This is a genomic window from Paenibacillus thiaminolyticus, from assembly GCF_007066085.1.
Classification (GTDB): Bacteria; Bacillota; Bacilli; order Paenibacillales; family Paenibacillaceae; genus Paenibacillus_B; species Paenibacillus_B thiaminolyticus.
On the sequence record NZ_CP041405.1, the window covers coordinates 5,809,531 to 5,830,741 of the forward strand.

Sequence of the window (21,211 nt, forward strand, 5' to 3'; positions counted from 1 at the left end):
ACTGCAACCATTTGCGGCTTAGGCACGTCAATGGATATGCAAGAGAGGGGGATAACAGGTAGTGGATTCGGGACTAATACGAGCCGCTCAATCCGGCGATCGCGACGCTTTAATCACTCTTTTGCGGGAAATAGAACAATATGTGTATCGGACAGCTTATTATATTCTCAATAATGAGCAGGATGCACTGGACGCGTCCCAAGAAGCCTTAATTCGGATTTATTCCAAAATTGAATCTTATGAGGAAAAAGCTCAGTTCAAAACATGGGTGCAGCGGATTGTAACGAATATTTGCATTGACAAGTTCCGTCGCAATCGCCCGACTGTCTCGATTGATGAGCATGACCTCGTATTTGTCGGGGAAGAAAGTGTAGAGAAGGAAGTAATGTCCGCATACGTGGCTCAGGACATACGTGAGGCAATAGATCGGCTGCCTGAACATCATCGTGCGGTCGTCGTTCTGCGATATCTGCAAGATTTCTCATACAACGAGATTGCGGAGAGCTTGAATTTGCCGTTGAACACGGTTAAATCCTATCTATTTCGCGCCCGGCAACAACTGCAGACGATGCTGCAAGATTATGAGAAAGGTGGTGTACGAGGATGAACTGTGCAGAGGTGATGGAACTGAAGCAACGCAGCTTGGACGGTGAGTTGAAGCAGTCGGAAGAGAGCCTGCTGACAGAGCATATCCGCCGATGCCCCGCCTGCGCCGAGATGGCAGAACGGTTAGAGAACATTCATCAAGAACTGGTTCAGCTGCCGAAGGTCGCTCCGCCTTACAGCTTAGTGGATGCGATACTGCCTTCATTGCAGCAGATAGATAAGCAGCAGGCCGCAGCCGCTGGCGCATCGCCTTCTCCGGCTTCGGGTTCCATGGAGCGGCAGGGAAGCGATGTGACGGAATCTCGCAAGCCGGAGCAGAAGCCGCAGGTTGTAACGGCGGTTCAGAAATGGTATAGCAAGCGGCAATGGCGTGCTGCAGGTGCAGTGGTGGCCGCAGGTCTCGTCTTCGGATTATTCATGGTGATGTTCAAGCCGCCGACCGCAACGGAACAGGCAGGCGACTTCGCGGAATTGATGCAGTCGGCGCAGGAGTCTGGCGCCCCACCGGGTTCGAGCCAATCTCTCCGGAGCAATCAACCGGACGGGAAGCCGGTGCCGCAGGAAGGCAGTGCCGGAATGGACAACGAAGGCAGTGTATCTTACAAGGATCAACAACAGGATGCCCAACCGTCAGGCGACGCTGAACAGAAGAGCGAGGATGCGCAGGATACGGCGCCGCCGAAGCCAGCGGCAGACGACCGTGCAGCAGACCGGCAGCAGAGCAAGGGGGAGAAACCGGATCAGGATCGGAAGCCGGTGGCATCGCCTGCTGAGAAGCAAGAGAAGACAGGCAATCAAGACAAGAAGGCCGAGGAGCCGGCGGCCGGCAAGGAGAATACCGGTACGGAGCAAGACGAACCGCAGGACAGCAAGGTGCCGCCATCCATTGCTGCCGTTCCGGGACATGAAACCCCTGAGAACGGTTCAAGCGCCGATGCCGGGAGCATGGGGTTGGCGGATAAGGAGCTCGAGCGTCATTCTCTGTTCGCGGCGTCGAAGGAAGCGACATCGCCGGACGGTAAATGGATGGTCGTATGGGAGAATGGCCAGCTCATGTTGTACGGTGTCACCGACACGGAACAGACGAAGCTGCAGACGCTGGCATTCGCCGACAGACCGGAGGAGCTGATCTGGTCATCGGACAGCAGCCGGCTGGAGGTGAAGGTGCGGACGGCGGACGGCCAGCGGCAGATCCAATACGATGTATCTTCGAACGGACTGACGGAAGCGGCTGCCGAGGAGGCCGCTAAGAAGGAGCCTATCGTGGTTCCTGGCACGACCAAGCCGGCCACGTAGGCGCTGCGAAAGGAGCGGGCTTAACCAAAAATGGGCTGCGCCACCGCCCGGGAAGCGGCACACATTCGGTGCGGCTCGCGTATGATGAGGTATCAATGAAATGATGCAAGTGACGTTCCCGTACGTCGTATGACCGTTTGCACGGAGTTTCTAGAGCTTCGTTGCAGGCGTTTATCATAGATGGTATGGGACAGAGGGACTTGCGCCGCCCGTTCAGGGTTGCGCCGGTCCCTTTGTTTTTTGCGGCGGTCCGTAATTTTTGCTATCATGAAGTGCAGAGACAAGGGGAGGCATAAGGCATTGGATATAAAAGCGGCGATTAAAGAAATCCAGCGCGGGCAGCCGCGCCCGATATATGTACTGTATGGTACGGAAAAATACAGAATGCAGGAGTTCGTTACCTTTTTACTGGAGCATGCCTTCGAGCCCGAGAACCGGGAATTGGCGGTAATGAAGATGGACACGTCCGAAGCTCCGATCGAGGCCGTAATTGAGGAAGCGGAGACGCTGCCGTTTCTTGTGCCCCGCAAGTGCATCCTGGTCAAGGATCAATCGATTTTTGCCTCCGGCAAAGACAAAATGGAGCATCGTACCGAGCGGCTGCTTGAATATATGGAACAGCCGATGGAGACAAGCATCATCGTCTTCCTGGTGCAGGCGGACAAGCTGGATGAGCGCAAGAAGACGGTCAAGACGGCCAAGGCGAAGGCTGCGGTGCTTGCCTTTCAGCCGTTAGGGGCCGAGGAGCTGGCACAGTGGGTGAAGCGGGAGACGGACAAGCATCGCTGCTCCATCGGGGAGGAAGCGGTAACGGCTCTGTTGAATGCAGTAGGAACGAATCTGCAAGCGCTGGCGGGCGAGATTGAGAAATGCTGCTTGTTCGCCGGGGAAGGCGGCGTCATTGATACGGCGACGATCGAAGGGCTCATCGCCAAAAACACGGAGCAGAACGTATTTCAATTGGTCGAGGATGTCGTCCGCCATCGCGCGGGCAAGGCATTGGCGACCCTGCACGAGCTGCTGAAGCAGAAGGAGGAGCCGATTAAGATTATGGCGCTCATCGTCAGGCAGCTTCGGATTATGCTTCAGGTTAAGGAGCTGACGAATCAGAGCTTCACGCAGCAACAGGCGGCCTCTCAGCTCGGAATCCATCCTTATGCGGCGAAGATGGCGGCTGAACAGGCGCGCGCCTACGGAACCGATGTATTGGCCGGTTGGCTGGCCGAAGCGGCGGAGCTCGATTATGAGATGAAGTCGGGGCGGGTGGACAAGACGCTCGGTCTGGAGATGTTCATCATGCGGATGGCAGCGGGCAGCAAGCGGAGCGGAACGGCCGCTTCCCGCTAGACCGCTATCAAAAAAAGCCCGAAGACAGACGCGCAAGCGTTCATATCTTCGGGCTTTTTTGCTGCATTTAAGTATGAAAGGCTGCCGCTTACGCTTGCGCAAGCAGAGCGTTCAATTTTTGTGCCAAGCGGGACTTCTTGCGGGCAGCCGCATTTTTGTGGATCAAGCCTTTTGTAACGGCTTTGTCCAATTTTTTCGAAGCCAGAGCGACAGCTCCTTTGGCGTTGTCCGCTTCATTGTTAGCCAATGCAGCGTCAGCTGCTTTGACAGCCGTACGAAGTGCAGACTTCTGAGAAGCGTTCAACAGACGGCGCTTGTCGTTCGTTTTTACGCGTTTCACAGCGGATTTAATGTTAGGCATTGCATTCACCTCCGTTGCATCGTAGTGCGACAAATCGAATCTATACCATTTCCATATCAGCATGAGATAGATTCACAACTTAAAATATTCTAGCATGACATACCCTAAAAAGCAATATGTTTGCCATGGTCTCCCGATAGCCAAGACAGGCATCGACAGCCAATATTTCCGATTCTGCCGCATAAAGTTGCCCTCCATCACACACAATATCTGCAAAATGGAACTTTTGGGAGGTAGAACTCATGTCGGCGGATTTGCGCAATTATTCGGTTCGTACCGATTTAGCTTTGGAATCCAGGGAGATGGCATCCCCTGATCAGGCAGTGTCCATACCAGGTGTGGAGGAGCATGTCGAGGAGGATCGCGGCGTCAAAATAACGCGGATTCACGTGCAGACAGAGGAAGGATCGCGTGCGATCGGCCGCATGCCGGGGCGCTACATTACGTTCGAGGTGCCGGGCTTGCGGCGCAAAGATTCCGACCTCCAGGATCGCGTCGCTACATCGTTCGCGCAGCTGTTCGCTTCTTTTCTCGAAGAAATCGGGATCGGGACTTCCGCCAAAGTGCTTATCGTCGGCCTGGGGAACTGGAATGTGACACCCGATGCGCTCGGGCCGCTCGTCGTCGAGAATGTGCTGGTCACCCGCCATTACTTCGAGATTATGCCGGATCAGGTCAGCCCCGGCTATCGGGAGGTCAGCGCTGTTGCCCCAGGCGTGCTCGGCGTGACGGGGATCGAGTCAAGCGATATTGTGCAAGGCATCGTCGATCGAATCCGCCCCGATCTCATCATCGCGATCGACGCCCTCGCCTCCAAGGCGCTGGAGCGTGTCAATACGACGATCCAGATTGCCGATATCGGGATTCATCCCGGTTCCGGTATCGGCAACAAGCGGCGCGGGCTGACCCGGGAGATTCTCGGGGTGCCGTGCATCGCCATCGGCGTGCCGACCGTATGCTATGCTTCGACCATCGTCAACAACACGTTCGAAATGATGCGGGAGCACTTCAAGCAGGAGACGAACCAGACCCGGCAGATTCTCGGCATTCTCGATGAGATCGGCGAGCAGGACCGCCTGATGCTGGTAAAAGAAGTGCTGGAGCCGCTTGGCCATGATCTGATCGTAACGCCGAAGGAAGTCGACGAGTTCATGGAGGATATGGCCAACATTATTGCCAGCGGCCTGAACGCGGCGCTGCACGAAGCGGTCGACAGCAGCAACGTGTCCGCCTATACGCACTGATGATGGACGAAGGCCGGAGACCGGATTACGGAGGTCGGGCCGGTAGCCTGGCTTCGCAAGGTAGTAGAAATGGGGGGAGCTTGAAGCTCCCCGGGATTGACTTGCACGGAGTTGAGCGACCGGATTGCGATTGAATTTACGGAATGTCAGTTGATTGCGTCGCTTGAGGTTGATTTAGATTGACTTGACTTGATTGAGTCGACTCCGATGACTTACTGATTGATTTAGTGAACTGATTGAACTGAGTAAATTGAGCGCGGCAAGTAAATTGAGCGTGCTAAGTAAATTGGATGGACTATGTAAATTAGAGCGTGCTAAGTAAATTGGGTGGACTATGTAAATTAGAGCGTGCTAAGTAAATTGGGTGACTACGTAAATAAAGCGTACTAAGTAAATTGGGTAGACTAAGTAAATAGAGCGTAGTAAGTAAACTGGGTGGAAAAAAGTAACTAGAGCGTACTAAGTAAAGTGGATGGACTAAGTAACTAGAGTTTACTAAGTAACTAGCGTGTGTTAAGTGAACCGAATTAAACAAGTTGGTTACAGTTGCTGAATCTGCCTAGCTGCCCAAACTGTCCCCCAAAACTGCAAAAGTGCAGCATTTTTATGGACTTAGCTATGGCGCAATGGGATTCCTGCAAAAGTGCAGGAATTTCAGCCATCCCGTTCTAAAAATAGATATAACTTGTGGAAATGATGTACTTTTGCAGCAATTTCAACCCAGGACAGCCCAACTGTCGCAAATTACTGTAGCCATGCAGCAATTTTCACCCCGGAGTTGGACAAACCGACCCAACCGCTCCAACCGGCCCAATAAATGGAGTCCATTTCGGCGCGCGCACCCCGGGGCATAGCAAATATAAATCCGCTTAGCCTCCCAGCAAAAAAACACCCTTAACGGGTGTTTTTTGATCGGGCCTGGCCCGGACGTGGCTTACCGCGAACGTAACCTGCGCCCAATGCCCCGAACGAAGCATGCGTAGCTCGTTACCGCTTGTTTTGCCCCTGCACCTGGTCTCCCCGAACCGGCTCGCTTCCATCCTCGAACCGGATCCGAAGCGACGCCCCTTCCTCCAGGGAAGGGCTGTCGGACACCTGGAAGTGGATATGGGCATCCGATGATTTGCCGGAATTGCCGCACAGGCCAAGCCGATCGCCCTGCTTCACCGTATCGCCTTCCTTCACAACAATGGAGTCCTTTTTGAAATGGGCCAGCACGCTGTATTCGCCGTTGCCGTGATCGATGACGACGTGATTGCCTGCTGCTTCCTCCGTTAGCGGCTTGTCGAACGGCACATTGTCCGGATGCCCGTCCATTACCTTGACTACCTTGCCGCCAAGCGGTGCCACGACGGGCTGCCCGAACGCGAAGTAGCTGGCGTTGTCCTTCGGATCTCCTTCCAGGCTGGCCCCGCCGCGCACGATGAACAAATCATACGCATACCGCTGCGCTGGATATTCATAATGATAGTTCAGCATCGTGTTGATTCCTCCCCAGGCGACCGTCCACTCCCCTTCGAACGGCATTCGGTAGACATGGCGCGTATACTTCTCATCCGTAGCCCGGGGGTCGGACGGTAGCAGGAGCAGGCCGTGAATCCGGCCTTCGTGCAGGATGGCGGTCAAGTACATCTTGCCGTCCTCGCTGCTCCATACGTATGTGTCCGTGCCGTTTGCCGCAAGCCGTGAGATTTGAACCGGAGTCTCTCCCTTTTTCCAGGCTCGGCGAAGCAGCTTATCGATATCCTCCGCGGTTACTTTCTCCTGGAACTCCGGCGAGAAATGCTCATACAGCTTGGAACCCTCATGAGCGGCGATCCAGCCGCTGACATCATCGCCGTTCAACGCCTCTTGGACCTGCGTCTCTAGCCCCTCTGTTTTTTGCTGCGGCTGTTCGTGAGCTTTTCGGTTCTCACCGGAATCCGGTTCCTTTTCCTTGACAATGCCGGCCTCCTCCGCCGGATTCTCCTTCTGACTGCCTGTATTCCCCGCGCAACCGCTCATGGCGGTTACGGACAAGAAGGCTAACATGCATACGGCGAGAGATCGTTTCTTCATCGGTCATCTTCCTTTCTTGGTCTGTCCCCTGCTTACATCATAGATCTCCGGATTGAACTCCACCGTAACGCCAGTTCATTTTTAGCTTAACTATGATGTCCATCCTGCCGGAAAGCGGGAGTCCGTTAAGATTGCGTTAAGGTTGCGTTCGAACCGGAGACAGGCGGGCATGGTACAATGAAATGAAAGCAAAACAGGGAGTCGCGGATACATAGCTGCTAAGGAGGAATACGGCAAGATGAATATATATGAAGGCCGAATTTTGATCGTGGAAGACGACTCCGCCATTGGCAAAATGGTGAGAACGGTCCTTGGGAAGGAGGGGTTTACGGATGTGGTATGCGTAGCAAGTGGAGAAGAGGCTGTCCGGTATTGCGCCAGCCACCCCGTCCATTTGATCGTGCTGGATGTGATGCTTCCCGGAAAAAGCGGCTTCGAGCTGGCTCCGTTCCTGCGTGAGGCGACCGATGCCCCGATTATATTCGTGACGGCCCGGACGACGGATTTGGACAAGTTGACCGGCTTTGCGCTAGGCGGGGACGATTATATGACGAAGCCGTTCAACCCGTTGGAACTGGCGGCGCGGGTCAAGGCGCAGCTCAAGCGTTATCTGGCATCGGCGGGGAAGCCGGCTCCGGAACCGAAGGCGGCTCCGGCCGCCCGCTATGTCTATGGAAGATTCTCGGTCGACGAGGCGGCTGGCGAGCTCCGGGTCGACGGAATCCCGGTGGAATGTCCGGCGATGGTGTTCCAGCTGCTGCTGTTCTTCTGCCGGCATCCGAACCGGATGTTCACGAGGCAGGAGCTGTATGAACGGGTATGGGGCTGCGACGCGATGAGCGATGACAATACCGTCATGGTCCATATCCACCGCATCCGCGAACGGATCGAAGAAGTGCCGGGGAGGCCCCGCCTCCTCGTCACGGTGCGCGGCATGGGCTACAAGCTGGTGCCGCCGGAGCAGGACGGCGGCGGACGGTCAAGCGGGAGGCCCGGCCTATGAAATCGGGCAGACGGCTGGCTTGGCATTACGCATCGCAATGGCTCTTAATCGGCGCGATGCTGCTCGGCTGCATGTTTGCGGCTTTCCTATGGGTCGCCGATCGGATGAGCGCGTTAGATATGAGCCGCAATCTGCCAACCAGCCAACTGACCCGGATTGTCGAATCGGTGGAGGTGACTCAGCAGGGGCGGGTTGTCTGGCCTGACGAGGTGCTCCAGCGGCTGACCTCGAGCGGGGGCTGGCTGCAGGTGCTGAATGAGGACGGCAAGGTAATCGATTCCTTCAATGCGCCCAGCGACATGCCGGCCCAGTATGCGCCGGGAGAAGCTGTCGCCTACGTGCATAGGGAGCTGCCTAGCAAGTACGGCATCTTTATTTATATTCGTTCCGTCGGCGGCCGCAACATTACGCTATTATACGGGGCTTACCCGCCGCAATCGCAGCTGCTGGATGAATGGCTGGCCTCACGGGAGGAAGGGGTTCCGTCCGTGGAATCCGTCCGCAAGCTCCTGGTGCCGCATGATGCATGGGTGACCCGCCTGAATGCCGCCGGCCGCACACTAGAATCCTGGAACAAGCCCGCAGACGTTGCCGAGCGGCTGACGCTGCAGGAGATTGCGCTGCGGTCGCTGCAGCCGGAGCATTATGCCCATTTGCTTGCGTACCGGTACAATCCGGCAACAGGCGACACGTGGGTGCTGCAAATGCCCCATCAGACGGAGGGAGCGCCGCTGACTGCAGCCGGCTTCCGTATCGCTTCCTATCAGGATATTTTTCTGCTTGCCATCGGGGGCGTTGTCGCGACGATGATCTTTGTGTTTCTGTTCATGGCCTGGTGGCAGAGCACCCGGCTTGCCCGGCCCCAGCTACATGTCATGCGTTGGACGGAGCGAATCGCGGACGGCATCTATGAAGAGCCGGCCGACCATCGCGGGCTTCCGCGTTCGGAGCGGCGCAGCGGCAAGTTGAAGCGGAATTACCGCATTTATGAAGACGTCATGCAGGCCCTCCGCCAGCTTGCTTCCCGGCTCCGCTCCGCCGAGGAGGAGCGCCGGCAGCATGACCGGCAGCGCGAGGAGTGGCTTGCGGGTCTGTCCCATGATCTGAAGACGCCGCTTGCCTCTATCGTAGGCTACGCACGCATGCTGGAGGCGAAGCAGTACGATTGGTCGCGGGAAGAGGTGGCCGAATTCGCCAGCGTCATGACCGAGAAGGCCGAATGGATGGATCAACTGCTGCAGGACTTGAATCTCACCTACCGGCTGCAGAGCGGAAGTCTGCCGCTGCAGAGAGAGCGTCTATGTCTCGATGCATGGCTGGAGGAGACGCTGGACGACATTCTCGATCTGCGGCAGCATCCGAAGGCGCTCATACACTATCAGCGGCCGGATATTCCGGTATGGTTCTCGTTCGATCCGAGATATTTTCGCAGAATTATAGAAAATATTTGCATGAATGCTTTTCTCCACAATCCGCCTGGTACAGCGTTGGCAATCTCTTTTCTTGCCCGCGATGGCGTGGAGGCGTTGGAATTCCGGGACGACGGCGCGGGCATGGATGCGGAGACGCTTCGTCATTTGTTCACGCGCTATTACCGCGGCCTGTCTACCGATCGGGCGGCCGAAGGCAGCGGCTTGGGGATGGCGATCTCGAGACAATTGGCCGAAGCGCATGGCTGCACTCTGGAGGCAAGCAGCGAGCCGGGCGGAGGAACGGTCATTCTATTATCTCTTCCTGGTGCGGAGCATCGAAAAATATAGTTCTATCTCATAGAATGCCCTCATAGATTCTACTAAATGCACTCTCGCAATGGATTGAGAGAGTGAGACAGCAGGATAAAGGAGGGCATTTCTATGTTCCGCACGGTCAATATTGCCAAATGGAAGCAGAAGTGGATGCAGACGCTGCTCATGGGACGCACATTTCTGCTATTATCGATTGCTTCTGCCATGTTTTTTATCGTGCTTGGGCTGGGAGGATTGCTGGAACAGAAGCTGGATTCATCGCCGCTTGCTTCGATGAAGGGAGTCGCGGCGCAGCTGTCCAGCCGCCTGTTTGTCGATATGCTTGCGATGGAAATGCCGAATCTGCCCTCTGGAGAGGGGGAATCTTCCCTTACCCGGACACAGATTGCCCAATTCCTCGTACAGATGGCAACCAATGTGAATCCGCTTGATCCGAAATCGCTGCTCGCCGGAGAGGTTCCGGGACTGAACCGCGAACAAGCGATTCCGCTCCGGTTAGGCGTCGGGAACCAATCGGCCAAGGGTCCGGTTGATTATCCTTCGCTTCCGGCGGAATCAACCTTGCCGGAGCACGGGGGAGAGCCGACAGACGATTCGGGCGGAGGGGCTCCGCCGCAGACGGAGACCGTGCAGCCGCAGGCCCCGTCGAATACGGAACGAAGCGGGTCAAGCTCTAATTTGAAAGATTACGTTTTTATCTATCATTCCCATAACCGGGAATCGTGGAACCCGGAATTGAAGAAGGAGAGCGCGAATCCGAACGACCCCAAAATCAACGTGACGCTGGTCGGGAAGCATTTGCAGAAGGAGCTCCAGAAGCGGGGGATCGGAGCCGTTCATTCCAACCAGGACTATTCGTCGACGATCAAAGGGTATAGCTGGAACTATTCCTACAAATACTCGAAGCAAACGGTAAAGCAGGCGATGGCAGAGCATCAGGATCTCCAATTTTTCTTCGACATCCACCGGGACGCGCTGCGCCGTAAAGATTCGACGGTCGAGATTGACGGGACCTCTTATGCCCAAGTTTATTTTGTCATCGGCCGCGGCAATCCCGATTGGAGAGATAACGAGAAGTTCGCCAAGGAGATTCATGACCGGCTGGAGAACAAGTATCCCGGCATTTCAAGGGGAATCTGGGGCAAGTCGACGGCGCAAGGGAACGGAGAATACAACCAATCGTTGTCGCCGAACAGCGTAATTATGGAGATCGGGGGCATCGACAATACGCTGGAGGAAAATTACCGCACCGCAGAGGTGTTGGCGGAGCTGATTACCGAGATCGTGCGCGAGAAGACGAACGCGAAGCCGGTGATGAAGCCCGAGCAGAAGGAACAGCAGCGTCAGGCGCCGGGCCAAGCGCCCGAACGGAATACGGCAAGCCGGAAGAACGCTCAGCCGGGGGCCAATGGGTAAGGAACTGGAACGGCTTGAACGGATGGGCCGATGGAACAATGAGATAAGGAGGCTACCGCTATGTCCCGCTTCGCGAAGCAGGTTGTAGGCATGATGGTTCTGTTGGTTGTCGGCGTCTTCATCGGAATGGAGGTGACCTCCGTCAGCATCGAGCGGATATACGGTCCGGTCGATACGAACCGGAGCTCCGTCCCTGCCGATTCGGCATGGTCTGAACGGCCTGCTCAAGAGCCGCTTGCGAGCCCGGACGAACCGGCCCCCGTGCAGGCTGTGCAGGAGCGGGAAGCAGCGGTTCCGGCCATTCCGCCCCGGGAATGGCCGGCAGAAGCCGAACTGCCGCCGGCGCAAGGGCTTCCCCCTGTCCAGGATGCGGCGGTCAACAAGCTGGCCGATCAGACCGCGGGTTTGCTGCAGACTTTATCGCAGGCGGGCATCCGCGCCGTCGTCGGCTTATTCGATGGATTATTTTGACGAACCCGGGCCCGGAACCGGCTGTTTTTCGACGCTGCGGCCCTATAATCGCCTTTTTATTGCTGTTGCCCCCTCAATCCGTTATAATGAATGAATTGAAACTTGGCTTAGTGGTGGGGGTATGGAATACGAATGACGGAATTGCTGTCACGACAAAAGAAGATTCGGAATTTTTGTATCATTGCGCATATTGACCACGGCAAGTCAACCCTTGCTGACCGGATTCTTGAATATACGGGAGCGCTGGCCGCCCGGGAAATGCAGTCACAGGTCCTTGACAAAATGGATCTGGAGCGGGAGCGGGGAATTACGATCAAGCTCCAGGCAGTCCGCCTGACCTACAAGGCAGATGACGGAGAAGAGTATATTCTGAACCTGATCGATACTCCGGGCCACGTGGACTTCACGTATGAAGTGTCACGGAGCTTGGCAGCCTGCGAAGGCGCCCTGCTGGTCGTCGATGCGGCGCAAGGCATTGAAGCGCAGACACTGGCGAATGTCTATCTCGCGCTGGACAACAACCTGGAGATTCTCCCGGTCATCAACAAGATTGACCTGCCAAGCGCCGAACCGGACCGCGTCAAGCAGGAGATCGAGGACGTAATCGGGCTCGATTGCTCGAATGCGGTGCTGGCGTCCGCCAAGTCGGGCATCGGCATCCGCGAGATCCTCGAGCAGATTGTAAGGGAAGTGCCGGCGCCGACCGGGGATCCGGAGGAGCCGCTGAAGGCGCTTATCTTCGATTCCCATTATGATCCGTACAAAGGCGTCATCGTCTATGTCCGGGTCGTCAACGGCTCCATCCGCGCGGGCAGCAAGATTAAGATGATGGCAACGAACAAGACGTTCGAAGTTATTGAGGTGGGTGCGTTCAAGCCCCGCATGACCATCATCGACGAGCTGAACGTGGGCGATGTCGGCTTCGTCGTCGCCGGGATCAAAAACGTAGGCGATACGCGCGTCGGGGATACGGTCACCGATGCGAAGCGTCCGACCGCCGAACCGCTCCCGGGGTACCGCCGCATCAACCCGATGGTATTCTGCGGGCTGTATCCGATTGATACGTCGGACTACAATGATTTGCGTGAAGCATTGGAGAAGCTGCAGCTGAATGACGCTTCGCTCTCCTTCGAGCCGGAGACCTCATCGGCGCTCGGCTTCGGCTTCCGCTGCGGCTTCCTCGGCTTGCTCCACATGGAGATTATTCAGGAGCGCATCGAGCGCGAATTCAATATTCCGCTCATTACGACGGCGCCAAGCGTTATCTACCATGTGACGCTGACGAGCGGGGAGCAGCTGACGATCGATAACCCGTCGAACTACCCGGATCAGAGCAAGCTCGACTATGTCGAGGAGCCATACGTCAAGGCGTCCATCATCGTCCCGAACGATTTCGTCGGCGCGATTATGGAGCTATGCCAGGGCAAGCGCGGCGAATTCGTGGATATGCAATATCTCGACACGACCCGGGTTACGATTACGTACCAGATTCCGTTGTCCGAGATCGTATACGATTTCTTCGATCAGCTGAAGTCCAGCACACGCGGCTATGCTTCGTTCGACTACGAGCTATCAGGCTACCGCAAATCGAACCTTGTTAAGATGGACATTTTGCTCAACAACGAGCAGGTCGATGCCTTGTCGGTCATCGTGCATAAGGATCGGGCGTACCATCGGGGCAAGCTGCTGTGCGAGAAGCTGCGCGAGCTGATACCGCGCCAGATGTTCGAAGTGCCGGTCCAAGCGGCCATCGGAACGAAGATCGTCGCCCGCGAGACGGTCAAGGCGATGCGCAAGAATGTCTTGGCCAAATGTTACGGGGGGGACATCTCCCGGAAGCGGAAGCTGCTGGAGAAGCAGAAGGAAGGTAAGAAGCGCATGAAGCAGGTCGGCAGCGTGGAAGTGCCTCAGGAAGCGTTCATGGCCGTGCTTAAAATTGATGATAGTAAGTAGCGGGAGGGGGCGGATGCTCCCTCTTTTTTCAGAGAAGATACTTAAGATAGAAGCAGGAAATGGGAGGGACTATGCATGACACGGAACGAACGAAGCGAAGGGGCTCATCCTTCATCTGAAGGCCGCGCTCCGCGCGCGGTCTATATCCACATCCCGTTCTGCACGAATAAATGCCACTATTGCGATTTTAATTCCTATGTGCTTAAGGGGCAGCCGGTGATGGACTACCTGAGAGCGCTGGAGCACGAAATGGAGCATACCGTTCAACAACATCCCCCCGGGGTGATTGATTCGATATTCGTCGGCGGAGGGACGCCGACCGTATTGACGCCGGAGCAGATGGATTATTTTTTGACGTCGGTGCGGCGCGCCTTTCCGCAGTGGAGCCCGGATATCGAGTTCACGATGGAAGCCAATCCCGGCACAACCGATGCGGACAAGCTGCAGGTCATGCGGGAGGGCGGCGTGAACCGGATCAGCTTCGGAGTCCAATCCTTCAACAATGATCTATTGACCGGCATCGGCCGCATCCATAATACGGACGACGTCTACCGGAGCATCGACAACGCGAAGCGCGCCGGATTCGCCAATATGTCCATCGACCTGATGTTCGGCCTGCCCAACCAGACGGTCGAGATGGTAGGGCATAGCGTCGAGAAAGCGTTGGAGCTCGATCTCCCTCATCTGTCCATTTACAGCCTGAAGGTGGAAGAGAACACGCTGTTCCATGCGATGTACCACCGCAATGAGCTGCCGCTTCCGAGCGAAGAGGACGAGCTGGATATGTATATGCTCATCATGGATCGGATGAAGGCGGCCGGCTATGAGCAGTACGAGATCAGCAACTTCGCGCGGCCGGGCTACGCGAGCCGGCATAATGCGACCTATTGGCGCAATGAGGACTATTACGGCCTCGGCGCTGGCGCGCATGGATATGTCGGCCGGCAGCGGCATCTGAACATCAAGGGCGTCACTCCGTATAATGACGCCTGCAAGCAAGGCTTGCCGCGGCTGGATTCATTTCGGGTCGAGGAAGCGGAAGCGATGGAAGATTTCATGATGGTCGGCCTGCGGATGCTGGAAGGGATCTGCATTGAGCGCTTCTCGGAGCAATTCAATGGCGCACTGCTCGACAAAGTGTTCGCTCAGCCGATCAAGCGGCTGCTGAAGAAGGGGCTGCTGGAGCCGACGGAAGCGGGCTATCGGCTGACAGAGCAGGGGCTGTTGTTCGGCAATGATGTGTTCGCCGCCTTCGTCGGCGCGCTGGCTCAAGGAACGAAGCAATAAGGTAACCAAGCAATAAGATGACGATAAAAGAACGGCAGGCATACGGCCGCAGGCGACCGCCGCAACTTGAGCGAATCAGGTTGCGGCGGTTGTGTTATATGTACGGCTCGCAGCGGGGGCTAGCGCTTCAGCAGTAAACGCATGAAGAGGGAGACGGCGAATCCCATGAACAGCGAGCCGACAAGCACACCTGCGAATGTGAACACGATGTCGCCCATCGAAGGCTCGATCATTTGCGGAATCACGAACATGGAGCCAATGACCGCAAAGAACGCGGTAATGAACAACACTCTTTTTGTCATATCGATCTTACTCACCTGCCTTCTGATGACACGATGCGTTATTGCTAGTATGTCCCGGGCAAGCGGAGTCATGTACCGTATGCATAGGTTTCGCCTTGTGGCGTCCGTCTCAAGGCCGGCAGTAGGAATCAATGAGGGCGCAGGCGCTAGAGTGTGGCGGCTTGGAGGGAAGGGAAAATTCCCCTTGAAAAACTATGCATCATATTGTATATTCATACGTAAATCACAATGTGAGGCAGGTCACACTCGGAGGGACTCAACATGATACCCATCGTAAGAAAAGCTGTACCGGAAGACATTGACGCTTTAACTGAACTTATCCGTTTTTATGCAGAGCAAGGGATCATGCTTCCCCGTTCGCGCAAATTGCTGGAGGCGCAATTGGAGCACTTCGTTGTGGCGGAACTCGATGAGCAGCTGGTCGGCTGCGGTTCGCTGTGCCAGCTCGGGAGCGATCTGGTCGAGATCCGCTCGCTGGGCATCGTTCCCGAATGCAAGGGCCGGGGCATTGGTTCGCTCCTGGTTGACAAGCTCCTGGAAGAGGCGGAGGCCCGATCGATACCGAAGGTGATGGCCTTGACGTATGAAGCGCGTTTTTTTCAGAAGAATGGCTTCGAGATCGTGGAGAAGGAGATTTTCCCGGAAAAGGTATGGACCGACTGTGTCCATTGCAAAAAGCGGCACTGCTGCGATGAAATAGCTGTCCTGAAAGTACTGAACTGACTTGACAATCGTCTTGTCCGTTTGGTATTTTTGTAGTGACGGTTAGCACTCGACGATGATGAGTGCTAACGGATATCCTACTACATCTAAGGAGGGATGCGCATGTTGACGGAACGCCAGCGTATGATTTTGAATGCTATCATAGATGATTATATCCGTTCTGCGGAACCGGTCGGATCTCGCAGCATTTCGAAGCGGGGCGATGTGAATTTCAGCCCGGCTACGATTCGCAACGAGATGTCCGATCTGGAAGAGCTCGGTTATCTGGAGCAGCCGCACACGTCAGCAGGGCGCATTCCATCTCATAAAGGGTACCGTTATTATGTCGATCATCTCGTTCGTCTTGATCGTCTGTCCAGCGAAGACGTCTTGCGGTTGAAGTCGGTCTTCGCGGAGAAGATAACAGCGATGGAAGAGATTGTGCAGCATACGGCATCGATTTTGTCTCAATTGACCAATTATACGTCAATCGCGCTGGGGCCGGAAGTTTTCGACGCCTCGCTTCGTCATTTTCAGCTGCTTCCGCTGAATGAGAATACGGCGGTCGCGATTGTCGTGACGAGCACGGGCCATGTCGAGAACAAGACCGTCACGCTGCCGGAGGGCGTCTCCGCTTCCGAGTTGGAGACCGTGGTTAACCTGCTGAACGCCAAGCTTGTCGGCGTTCCTCTATATAAGCTGCGTGCGCAGCTGTATAACGAGATTGGACAGGAAATGAGCCAATATGTGTCGCATGTCCAGGAGCTGATGGCGCTCGTGGAAAGTGTTTTGGCCGACAATAACGACCATCGGCAAGTCTATTTGAGCGGGGCCACGAACATGCTGACCCAGCCTGAATTCCAGGATGTCGACAAGATTAAGACGATCTGGGAGCTGCTCGAAGAGACGCCGGCCTTGATCAAGGTCGTGGGCTCTGCCCCTTCCGGTATCCAGGTCCGCATCGGCCAAGAGAATGTGCATGCCGCGATTACGAATTGCAGCATGATTACTGCAACCTATTCGGTTGACGGACAGACGCTGGGTACGCTCGGCATTCTGGGACCGACCCGGATGGAGTATGCGAAGGTCATCAATCTGATGAACCATCTGTCCGGCCAAATGGCGGTATTCATGCATCAATGGTATAAATAAGCGGGAGGGGGCGGCTTGTGACTCAAGGACAAGGACAAGTACAGGAGACCGATGAGCGCTATGCGACGCTCCTGAATAATGCGAATGCCGTCCGGGCCCTCAGCTCGGCTGTCGAAGGCACGCTTGGCCCGAAGGGGCTGGATGTTATGCTGGTCGGCGCCAATGGCGACGTCGTCATTACCAATGACGGCGTCACCATTTTGGAGAAGATGGATGTGACCCATCCGGCCGCCCGGCTGCTCATCCAGGTGGCGCGCGCCCAGCAGAGCGAGGTCGGCGACGGCACGACGACGGCGACGGTACTGGCCGGTGCGCTTGTGCAGGAAGGCGTCGCCCAAGTGACGAGAGGCGTGCCCGCGGCGAAGGTCGTGAACGGGATGCTTGAGGGCATTCGTGTCGCGGCCGCCCGGCTGGCGGAACGCGCGCTGCGGCTCGAAGGCTGGAACGACCCGAAGCTGCACCGCGCGGTACATATCGCGGGCCGGGAGCAGGCCGACATCGTCCGGCTCGTGCTGGAGGCGGGACAGGCGGTAGGCTGGGAGCAGCTTCAGGATCCGGCCTACCGGCTCGCCGAACAGATTGTCGCGCACGAGAAGGCGAGCAATGAATGGTTCCACGGCGTGCTCCTGAAGCAGAAGCCGCTGCAGCGGGATTGGCTGCCGGAACGGACCGGATGCCGCGTCCTTATCCTGCAGGATGCGCTCGAACCGGACACGCTCGACGAGCAGCTGCTGACGACCGAAGCCGGCTTCCAGCAGTATATGGCTCACCGCTCCGCCTTCATGGAGCGGCTGCAGCGTCTTCACGAGCTGGGGGTCGGCTTCCTCGTGCTGGAGCGAGGCCTTCATCCGGAAGCGGAGCAATTTTGTCTCGACCATGATATGATGGTCGTGCAGCGGGTCAGCCGCGAAGATATTATGCGCGTCTGCCGCCTTACGGGCGGCAAGCCGTTGAAGCGGGCCGCCCTGGCCAAGGATGCGGCGGTGCTGGAGCCGCTGCTCGGCGGCACCGCCTGCGTGCGCTACGATGAGCGCCTGGAGCGCGTGCGGCTGTACGCCCCGCAGACGGCGCTCAGCTCAGACGGCCCGGGCGGCACGCCGGAGCCGGCGGGCATGCGCCGCGCGCAGGTGACGCTCATCGTGGGCGCGAGCACGCGCGAGGTCGTGGGCGAGCGGGCGCGCATCGCCCAGGATGCCGCCGCGGCGCTTCAAGCCGCGATCCAGAGCGGCGTTCTGCCGGGCGGCGGCACGACGGAGCTGGCGCTCTCCTACATGCTAGAGCGCTACAGGGAGACCGTCCGCGGCATGGAAGCCTTCGGCGTGGCCGCGGTAGCGCAGGCGCTGCGCAAGCCGATGGCCCAGATTGTGCTGAACGCCGGCTTCAACCCGCTGGAGAAGCTGGAGGAAGCGCGGGCGGCGCAGACCGCATCGGGATCCGATGCCATCGGCATTGACTGTGACAGCGGAGCGCTGCTTGATTATGGCGACGCAGGCATCGTCGACCCGGCTGCCGTGAAGCTCCATGCGCTGCGGGCGGCCGGCGAAGTGGCCGCCGCCGTGCTGCGGATTCACACGGTCATTAAGATGAAGCCGGAAGCGTAAGGCTCCGGCTTCCCGGAGCAGGAAGATAGAAGTTTGACTACATAAGGAGGTGCAAGGATTGAACCCGGAACAAGAAGAGAAGATCGAGAGAAACGATCAGGTGGACTCGGAGGCTGTGGATACAGCCGACGTTGAACATAACCAAGAGGCCGCGGAGACATCCGAAGCAGAAGGCAAGACAGCGGAGGAAGCACAGGCAGAGACGGCAGAGCTGAAGATGGCCCGCGCGCAAGCAGAGGAGCTTCAGCAGCGCCTGCTGCGTGCCCAAGCGGACTTCGATAATTTCCGCCGCCGCACGGTGAAGGAGAAGGAAGAACTGGCACAGTACGCATCGTCCAAGCTGGTGACCGAGCTGCTTCCGGTGCTCGATAACTTCGAGCGCGCCTTGGCCGCAGCCCAGACAGGCAGCGAGGAGCAATCGTTCGTCAAAGGCGTGGACATGATCTTCCGCCAATTCACGCAGGTGCTGGAGCAGGAAGGCGTGAAGGCGATGAACGCTGTAGGCGAGCCGTTCAACCCGGAATTCCACCAGGCGATTATGCAGGTGGAGTCGGAAGAGCATGAGGAAGGCATCGTTGTGGAAGAAGTCCAAAAAGGCTATATGCTCAAGGATCGGGTGCTTCGCCCGGCCATGGTCAAGGTAAGCGGCTGAGAGATGGCGTTCACATGCTATCCGCTTGGTTAATATGAAATAGATTGAGAGCCAGTTGAGGAGGTTACATTTGCAATGAGTAAAGTTATAGGTATTGACTTGGGAACAACCAACTCTTGTGTTGCGGTAATGGAGGGCGGTGAAGCCGTCGTCATTCCGAATCCGGAAGGCGCCCGCACAACCCCTTCGGTTGTCGGCTTCAAAAAAGACGGGGAGCGCATCGTCGGCGAGACGGCGAAGCGCCAGGCGATTACGAACCCGGATCGCACGATCAGCTCGATTAAGCGTCATATGGGCACGACTTTCCCGACGACGATTGATGGAAAAACCTATACGCCGCAAGAAATTTCTGCTATGATTCTGCAGAAGCTGAAATCCGACGCAGAGGCTTATCTGGGCCAGACCGTAACGCAGGCGGTTATTACCGTACCGGCGTACTTCAACGATTCCCAGCGCCAGGCGACGAAGGATGCCGGCAAGATTGCTGGTCTGGAAGTGCTGCGCATCGTGAACGAGCCGACAGCGGCTGCGCTTGCCTACGGTGCAGACAAAGAAGGCGACCATACCATTCTCGTCTACGATTTGGGCGGAGGCACATTTGACGTGTCGATCCTCGAATTGGGCGATGGCTTCTTCGAAGTTAAAGCGACGAGCGGCGATAACCAGTTGGGCGGAGATGACTTCGACCAAGTGATTATCGACTACTTGGTAGCGGAGTTCAAGAAAGACCAAGGCATTGACCTGAGCAAGGACAAGGCGGCTGTGCAGCGGCTGAAGGATGCGGCCGAGAAAGCGAAAAAAGAGCTGTCCGGCGTATTGACGACGACGATCAGCCTGCCGTTCATCACGGTCGTTGACGGCGTTCCTCAGCACTTGGAGCTGAACCTGACTCGCGCCAAGTTCGAGGAGCTGTCCGCGCATCTGGTTGAGCGTACGCTCGGCCCAACACGCCAAGCGATGCAGGATGCGGGCATGACCCCATCCGATATCGACAAAATCGTCCTTGTCGGCGGATCGACTCGGATCCCAGCTGTCCAGGAAGCCATCAAAAAACTGACCGGCAAAGATCCGCATAAAGGCGTGAACCCGGATGAGGTCGTCGCCTTGGGCGCAGCCGTGCAAGCGGGCGTATTGACAGGCGATGTGAAGGATGTTGTCCTGCTCGACGTCACTCCGCTCTCCCTCGGCATCGAGACTGCCGGCGGCGTATTCACGAAGATGATCGAACGCAATACGACGATCCCGACGAGCAAGTCGCAGATCTTCTCGACGTACGCGGACAATCAGACAAGCGTCGAGATCCATGTCCTGCAAGGGGAGCGCTCGATGGCGGCGGACAACAAGACGCTGGGACGCTTCATGCTGGGAGATATTCCTCCAGCGCCGCGCGGCGTGCCGCAGATCGAAGTTACGTTCGATATCGATGCGAACGGTATCGTCAAAGTATCCGCTCAGGATAAAGGAACCGGCAAGACGCAGAACATTACGATTACCTCCTCCAGCGGCTTGAATGACGAGGAGATCGACCGCATGATGAAGGAAGCGGAATTGCATGCGGAAGAAGATAAGAAGCGCAAAGAAATGGTCGAAGTGAAGAACAACGCCGATCAGTTAGTATATACGACAGAGAAAACGTTGAAGGACTTGGGTGACAAGGTCGACCAAGCCGAAATCGACAAGGCGAACGAAGCCAAGGAAAATGTGAAAAAGGCACTCGAAAGCGGCAATATCGACGAAATCAAAGCGGCAACCGAGAAGCTGTCCGAAGTCGTGCAGCAATTGTCCGTCAAGCTGTATGAGCAGGCGGCGCAAGCACAGCAGGCCGGTCAAGAGCAGGCGAATGACGGCGCGGCCAAAAAAGATAATGTAGTCGATGCTGATTACGAAGTCGTGGACGAAGACAAGAAATAAGCGCGGATAGACAGGGTCAAAGCCGGGTTTTACCCGGCTTTGGCTTTGCCTGTTTACGATGAAGAATGTGGGACAGCATGGCGTTCGCGCCGTGGTGCATCAAC

At 56.6% G+C, this 21,211-nt stretch carries 18 protein-coding genes; 15 read left to right on the forward strand and 3 right to left on the reverse strand.

Features of this window, described 5'->3' with window-relative positions:
- Window positions 1–61 precede the first annotated feature (61 nt).
- The 3 genes from FLT43_RS25605 (at window position 62) to holA (ending at window position 3,249) form a co-directional block, all read left to right on the forward strand.
- Window positions 62–607 (forward strand): RNA polymerase sigma factor, encoded by a 546-nt coding sequence (locus FLT43_RS25605; RefSeq protein WP_006676277.1) that lies wholly within the window; start codon window positions 62–64, stop codon window positions 605–607.
- Complete coding sequence (locus FLT43_RS25610; protein WP_087442062.1) at window positions 604–1,902, forward strand: anti-sigma factor family protein; 1,299 nt, start codon at window positions 604–606, stop codon at window positions 1,900–1,902. The genes FLT43_RS25605 and FLT43_RS25610 overlap by 4 nt, the downstream gene beginning before the upstream one ends.
- Window positions 1,903–2,202: 300 nt before the next feature.
- Complete coding sequence (gene holA, locus FLT43_RS25615) at window positions 2,203–3,249, forward strand: DNA polymerase III subunit delta (RefSeq protein ID WP_087442063.1); 1,047 nt, start codon at window positions 2,203–2,205, stop codon at window positions 3,247–3,249.
- Between the two features lie 88 nt (window positions 3,250–3,337).
- On the opposite strand, the gene rpsT is transcribed toward holA, so the two are convergent.
- Window positions 3,338–3,610 carry a 30S ribosomal protein S20 gene (rpsT, locus tag FLT43_RS25620; protein ID WP_087442064.1) on the reverse strand — a complete coding sequence of 91 codons (273 nt, stop codon included), beginning with the start codon at window positions 3,608–3,610 and terminating at the stop codon, window positions 3,338–3,340.
- Window positions 3,611–3,852: 242 nt separating this feature from the next.
- On the opposite strand from rpsT, the gene gpr reads away from it, so the two are divergent.
- Entirely contained in the window at window positions 3,853–4,854 is a 1,002-nt protein-coding gene (gpr, locus tag FLT43_RS25625) for a GPR endopeptidase (RefSeq protein WP_087442065.1), read from the forward strand.
- Window positions 4,855–5,841: 987 nt separating this feature from the next.
- Here gpr and FLT43_RS25630 read toward each other — a convergent pair.
- Complete coding sequence (locus FLT43_RS25630; protein ID WP_087442066.1) at window positions 5,842–6,912, reverse strand: M23 family metallopeptidase; 1,071 nt, start codon at window positions 6,910–6,912, stop codon at window positions 5,842–5,844.
- Between the two features lie 238 nt (window positions 6,913–7,150).
- Here FLT43_RS25630 and FLT43_RS25635 point away from each other — a divergent pair, with 238 nt between their 5' ends.
- From FLT43_RS25635 to hemW, 6 genes are all read left to right on the forward strand, one after another.
- Window positions 7,151–7,915 carry a response regulator transcription factor gene (locus FLT43_RS25635; protein ID WP_174818162.1) on the forward strand — a complete coding sequence of 255 codons (765 nt, stop codon included), beginning with the start codon at window positions 7,151–7,153 and terminating at the stop codon, window positions 7,913–7,915.
- The gene (locus tag FLT43_RS25640) at window positions 7,912–9,675 is read left to right on the forward strand and encodes a sensor histidine kinase (protein ID WP_087442067.1); all 1,764 of its coding nucleotides are present in this window, start codon (window positions 7,912–7,914) and stop codon (window positions 9,673–9,675) included. The genes FLT43_RS25635 and FLT43_RS25640 overlap by 4 nt, the downstream gene beginning before the upstream one ends.
- A 93-nt stretch (window positions 9,676–9,768) precedes the next feature.
- A complete protein-coding gene (locus FLT43_RS25645) occupies window positions 9,769–11,076 on the forward strand; it encodes a stage II sporulation protein P (protein WP_087442068.1) in 1,308 nt (435 codons plus the stop codon).
- Between the two features lie 60 nt (window positions 11,077–11,136).
- Entirely contained in the window at window positions 11,137–11,547 is a 411-nt protein-coding gene (locus FLT43_RS25650; protein ID WP_087442069.1) for a translation initiation factor 2, read from the forward strand.
- A gap of 132 nt (window positions 11,548–11,679) precedes the next feature.
- Window positions 11,680–13,500, forward strand: a complete 1,821-nt coding sequence (gene lepA, locus FLT43_RS25655) for a translation elongation factor 4 (protein WP_087442070.1) — start codon at window positions 11,680–11,682, stop codon at window positions 13,498–13,500.
- A 75-nt stretch (window positions 13,501–13,575) separates the two neighbouring features.
- Window positions 13,576–14,787, forward strand: coding sequence for a radical SAM family heme chaperone HemW (gene hemW / locus FLT43_RS25660; protein ID WP_087442071.1), 1,212 nt, complete (start codon window positions 13,576–13,578; stop codon window positions 14,785–14,787).
- Between the two features lie 119 nt (window positions 14,788–14,906).
- On the opposite strand, the gene FLT43_RS25665 is transcribed toward hemW, so the two are convergent.
- Window positions 14,907–15,089 (reverse strand): hypothetical protein, encoded by a 183-nt coding sequence (locus FLT43_RS25665; protein ID WP_087442072.1) that lies wholly within the window; start codon window positions 15,087–15,089, stop codon window positions 14,907–14,909.
- A 261-nt stretch (window positions 15,090–15,350) separates the two neighbouring features.
- Here FLT43_RS25665 and FLT43_RS25670 point away from each other — a divergent pair, with 261 nt between their 5' ends.
- From FLT43_RS25670 to dnaK, 5 genes are all read left to right on the forward strand, one after another.
- The gene (locus FLT43_RS25670) at window positions 15,351–15,812 is read left to right on the forward strand and encodes an N-acetyltransferase (RefSeq protein WP_087442073.1); all 462 of its coding nucleotides are present in this window, start codon (window positions 15,351–15,353) and stop codon (window positions 15,810–15,812) included.
- Between the two features lie 102 nt (window positions 15,813–15,914).
- Window positions 15,915–16,943, forward strand: a complete 1,029-nt coding sequence (gene hrcA, locus FLT43_RS25675; RefSeq protein WP_087442074.1) for a heat-inducible transcriptional repressor HrcA — start codon at window positions 15,915–15,917, stop codon at window positions 16,941–16,943.
- Between the two features lie 17 nt (window positions 16,944–16,960).
- Window positions 16,961–18,544, forward strand: a complete 1,584-nt coding sequence (locus tag FLT43_RS25680) for a TCP-1/cpn60 chaperonin family protein (protein ID WP_087442075.1) — start codon at window positions 16,961–16,963, stop codon at window positions 18,542–18,544.
- An 82-nt stretch (window positions 18,545–18,626) separates the two neighbouring features.
- Window positions 18,627–19,196 carry a nucleotide exchange factor GrpE gene (gene grpE / locus FLT43_RS25685; RefSeq protein ID WP_255321565.1) on the forward strand — a complete coding sequence of 190 codons (570 nt, stop codon included), beginning with the start codon at window positions 18,627–18,629 and terminating at the stop codon, window positions 19,194–19,196.
- Window positions 19,197–19,271: 75 nt separating this feature from the next.
- Window positions 19,272–21,107, forward strand: coding sequence for a molecular chaperone DnaK (gene dnaK / locus FLT43_RS25690; protein ID WP_087442076.1), 1,836 nt, complete (start codon window positions 19,272–19,274; stop codon window positions 21,105–21,107).
- Window positions 21,108–21,211 lie beyond the last annotated feature (104 nt).

What these genes read in the sequence shown, in the direction of transcription:
- FLT43_RS25635 (WP_174818162.1), top strand. Translation starts at nt 7,151, where the DNA reads ATGAATATATATGAAGGCCGAATTTTGATCGTGGAAGACGACTCCGCC.
- lepA (WP_087442070.1), top strand. Translation starts at nt 11,680, where the DNA reads ATGACGGAATTGCTGTCACGACAAAAGAAGATTCGGAATTTTTGTATC.
- FLT43_RS25630 (WP_087442066.1), bottom strand. Translation starts at nt 6,912, where the DNA reads ATGAAGAAACGATCTCTCGCCGTATGCATGTTAGCCTTCTTGTCCGTA.
- FLT43_RS25645 (WP_087442068.1), top strand. Translation starts at nt 9,769, where the DNA reads ATGTTCCGCACGGTCAATATTGCCAAATGGAAGCAGAAGTGGATGCAG.
- hrcA (WP_087442074.1), top strand. Translation starts at nt 15,915, where the DNA reads ATGTTGACGGAACGCCAGCGTATGATTTTGAATGCTATCATAGATGAT.
- FLT43_RS25610 (WP_087442062.1), top strand. Translation starts at nt 604, where the DNA reads ATGAACTGTGCAGAGGTGATGGAACTGAAGCAACGCAGCTTGGACGGT.
- FLT43_RS25640 (WP_087442067.1), top strand. Translation starts at nt 7,912, where the DNA reads ATGAAATCGGGCAGACGGCTGGCTTGGCATTACGCATCGCAATGGCTC.
- FLT43_RS25670 (WP_087442073.1), top strand. Translation starts at nt 15,351, where the DNA reads ATGATACCCATCGTAAGAAAAGCTGTACCGGAAGACATTGACGCTTTA.
- rpsT (WP_087442064.1), bottom strand. Translation starts at nt 3,610, where the DNA reads ATGCCTAACATTAAATCCGCTGTGAAACGCGTAAAAACGAACGACAAG.
- FLT43_RS25665 (WP_087442072.1), bottom strand. Translation starts at nt 15,089, where the DNA reads ATGACAAAAAGAGTGTTGTTCATTACCGCGTTCTTTGCGGTCATTGGC.
- dnaK (WP_087442076.1), top strand. Translation starts at nt 19,272, where the DNA reads ATGAGTAAAGTTATAGGTATTGACTTGGGAACAACCAACTCTTGTGTT.
- hemW (WP_087442071.1), top strand. Translation starts at nt 13,576, where the DNA reads ATGACACGGAACGAACGAAGCGAAGGGGCTCATCCTTCATCTGAAGGC.
- FLT43_RS25650 (WP_087442069.1), top strand. Translation starts at nt 11,137, where the DNA reads ATGTCCCGCTTCGCGAAGCAGGTTGTAGGCATGATGGTTCTGTTGGTT.
- gpr (WP_087442065.1), top strand. Translation starts at nt 3,853, where the DNA reads ATGTCGGCGGATTTGCGCAATTATTCGGTTCGTACCGATTTAGCTTTG.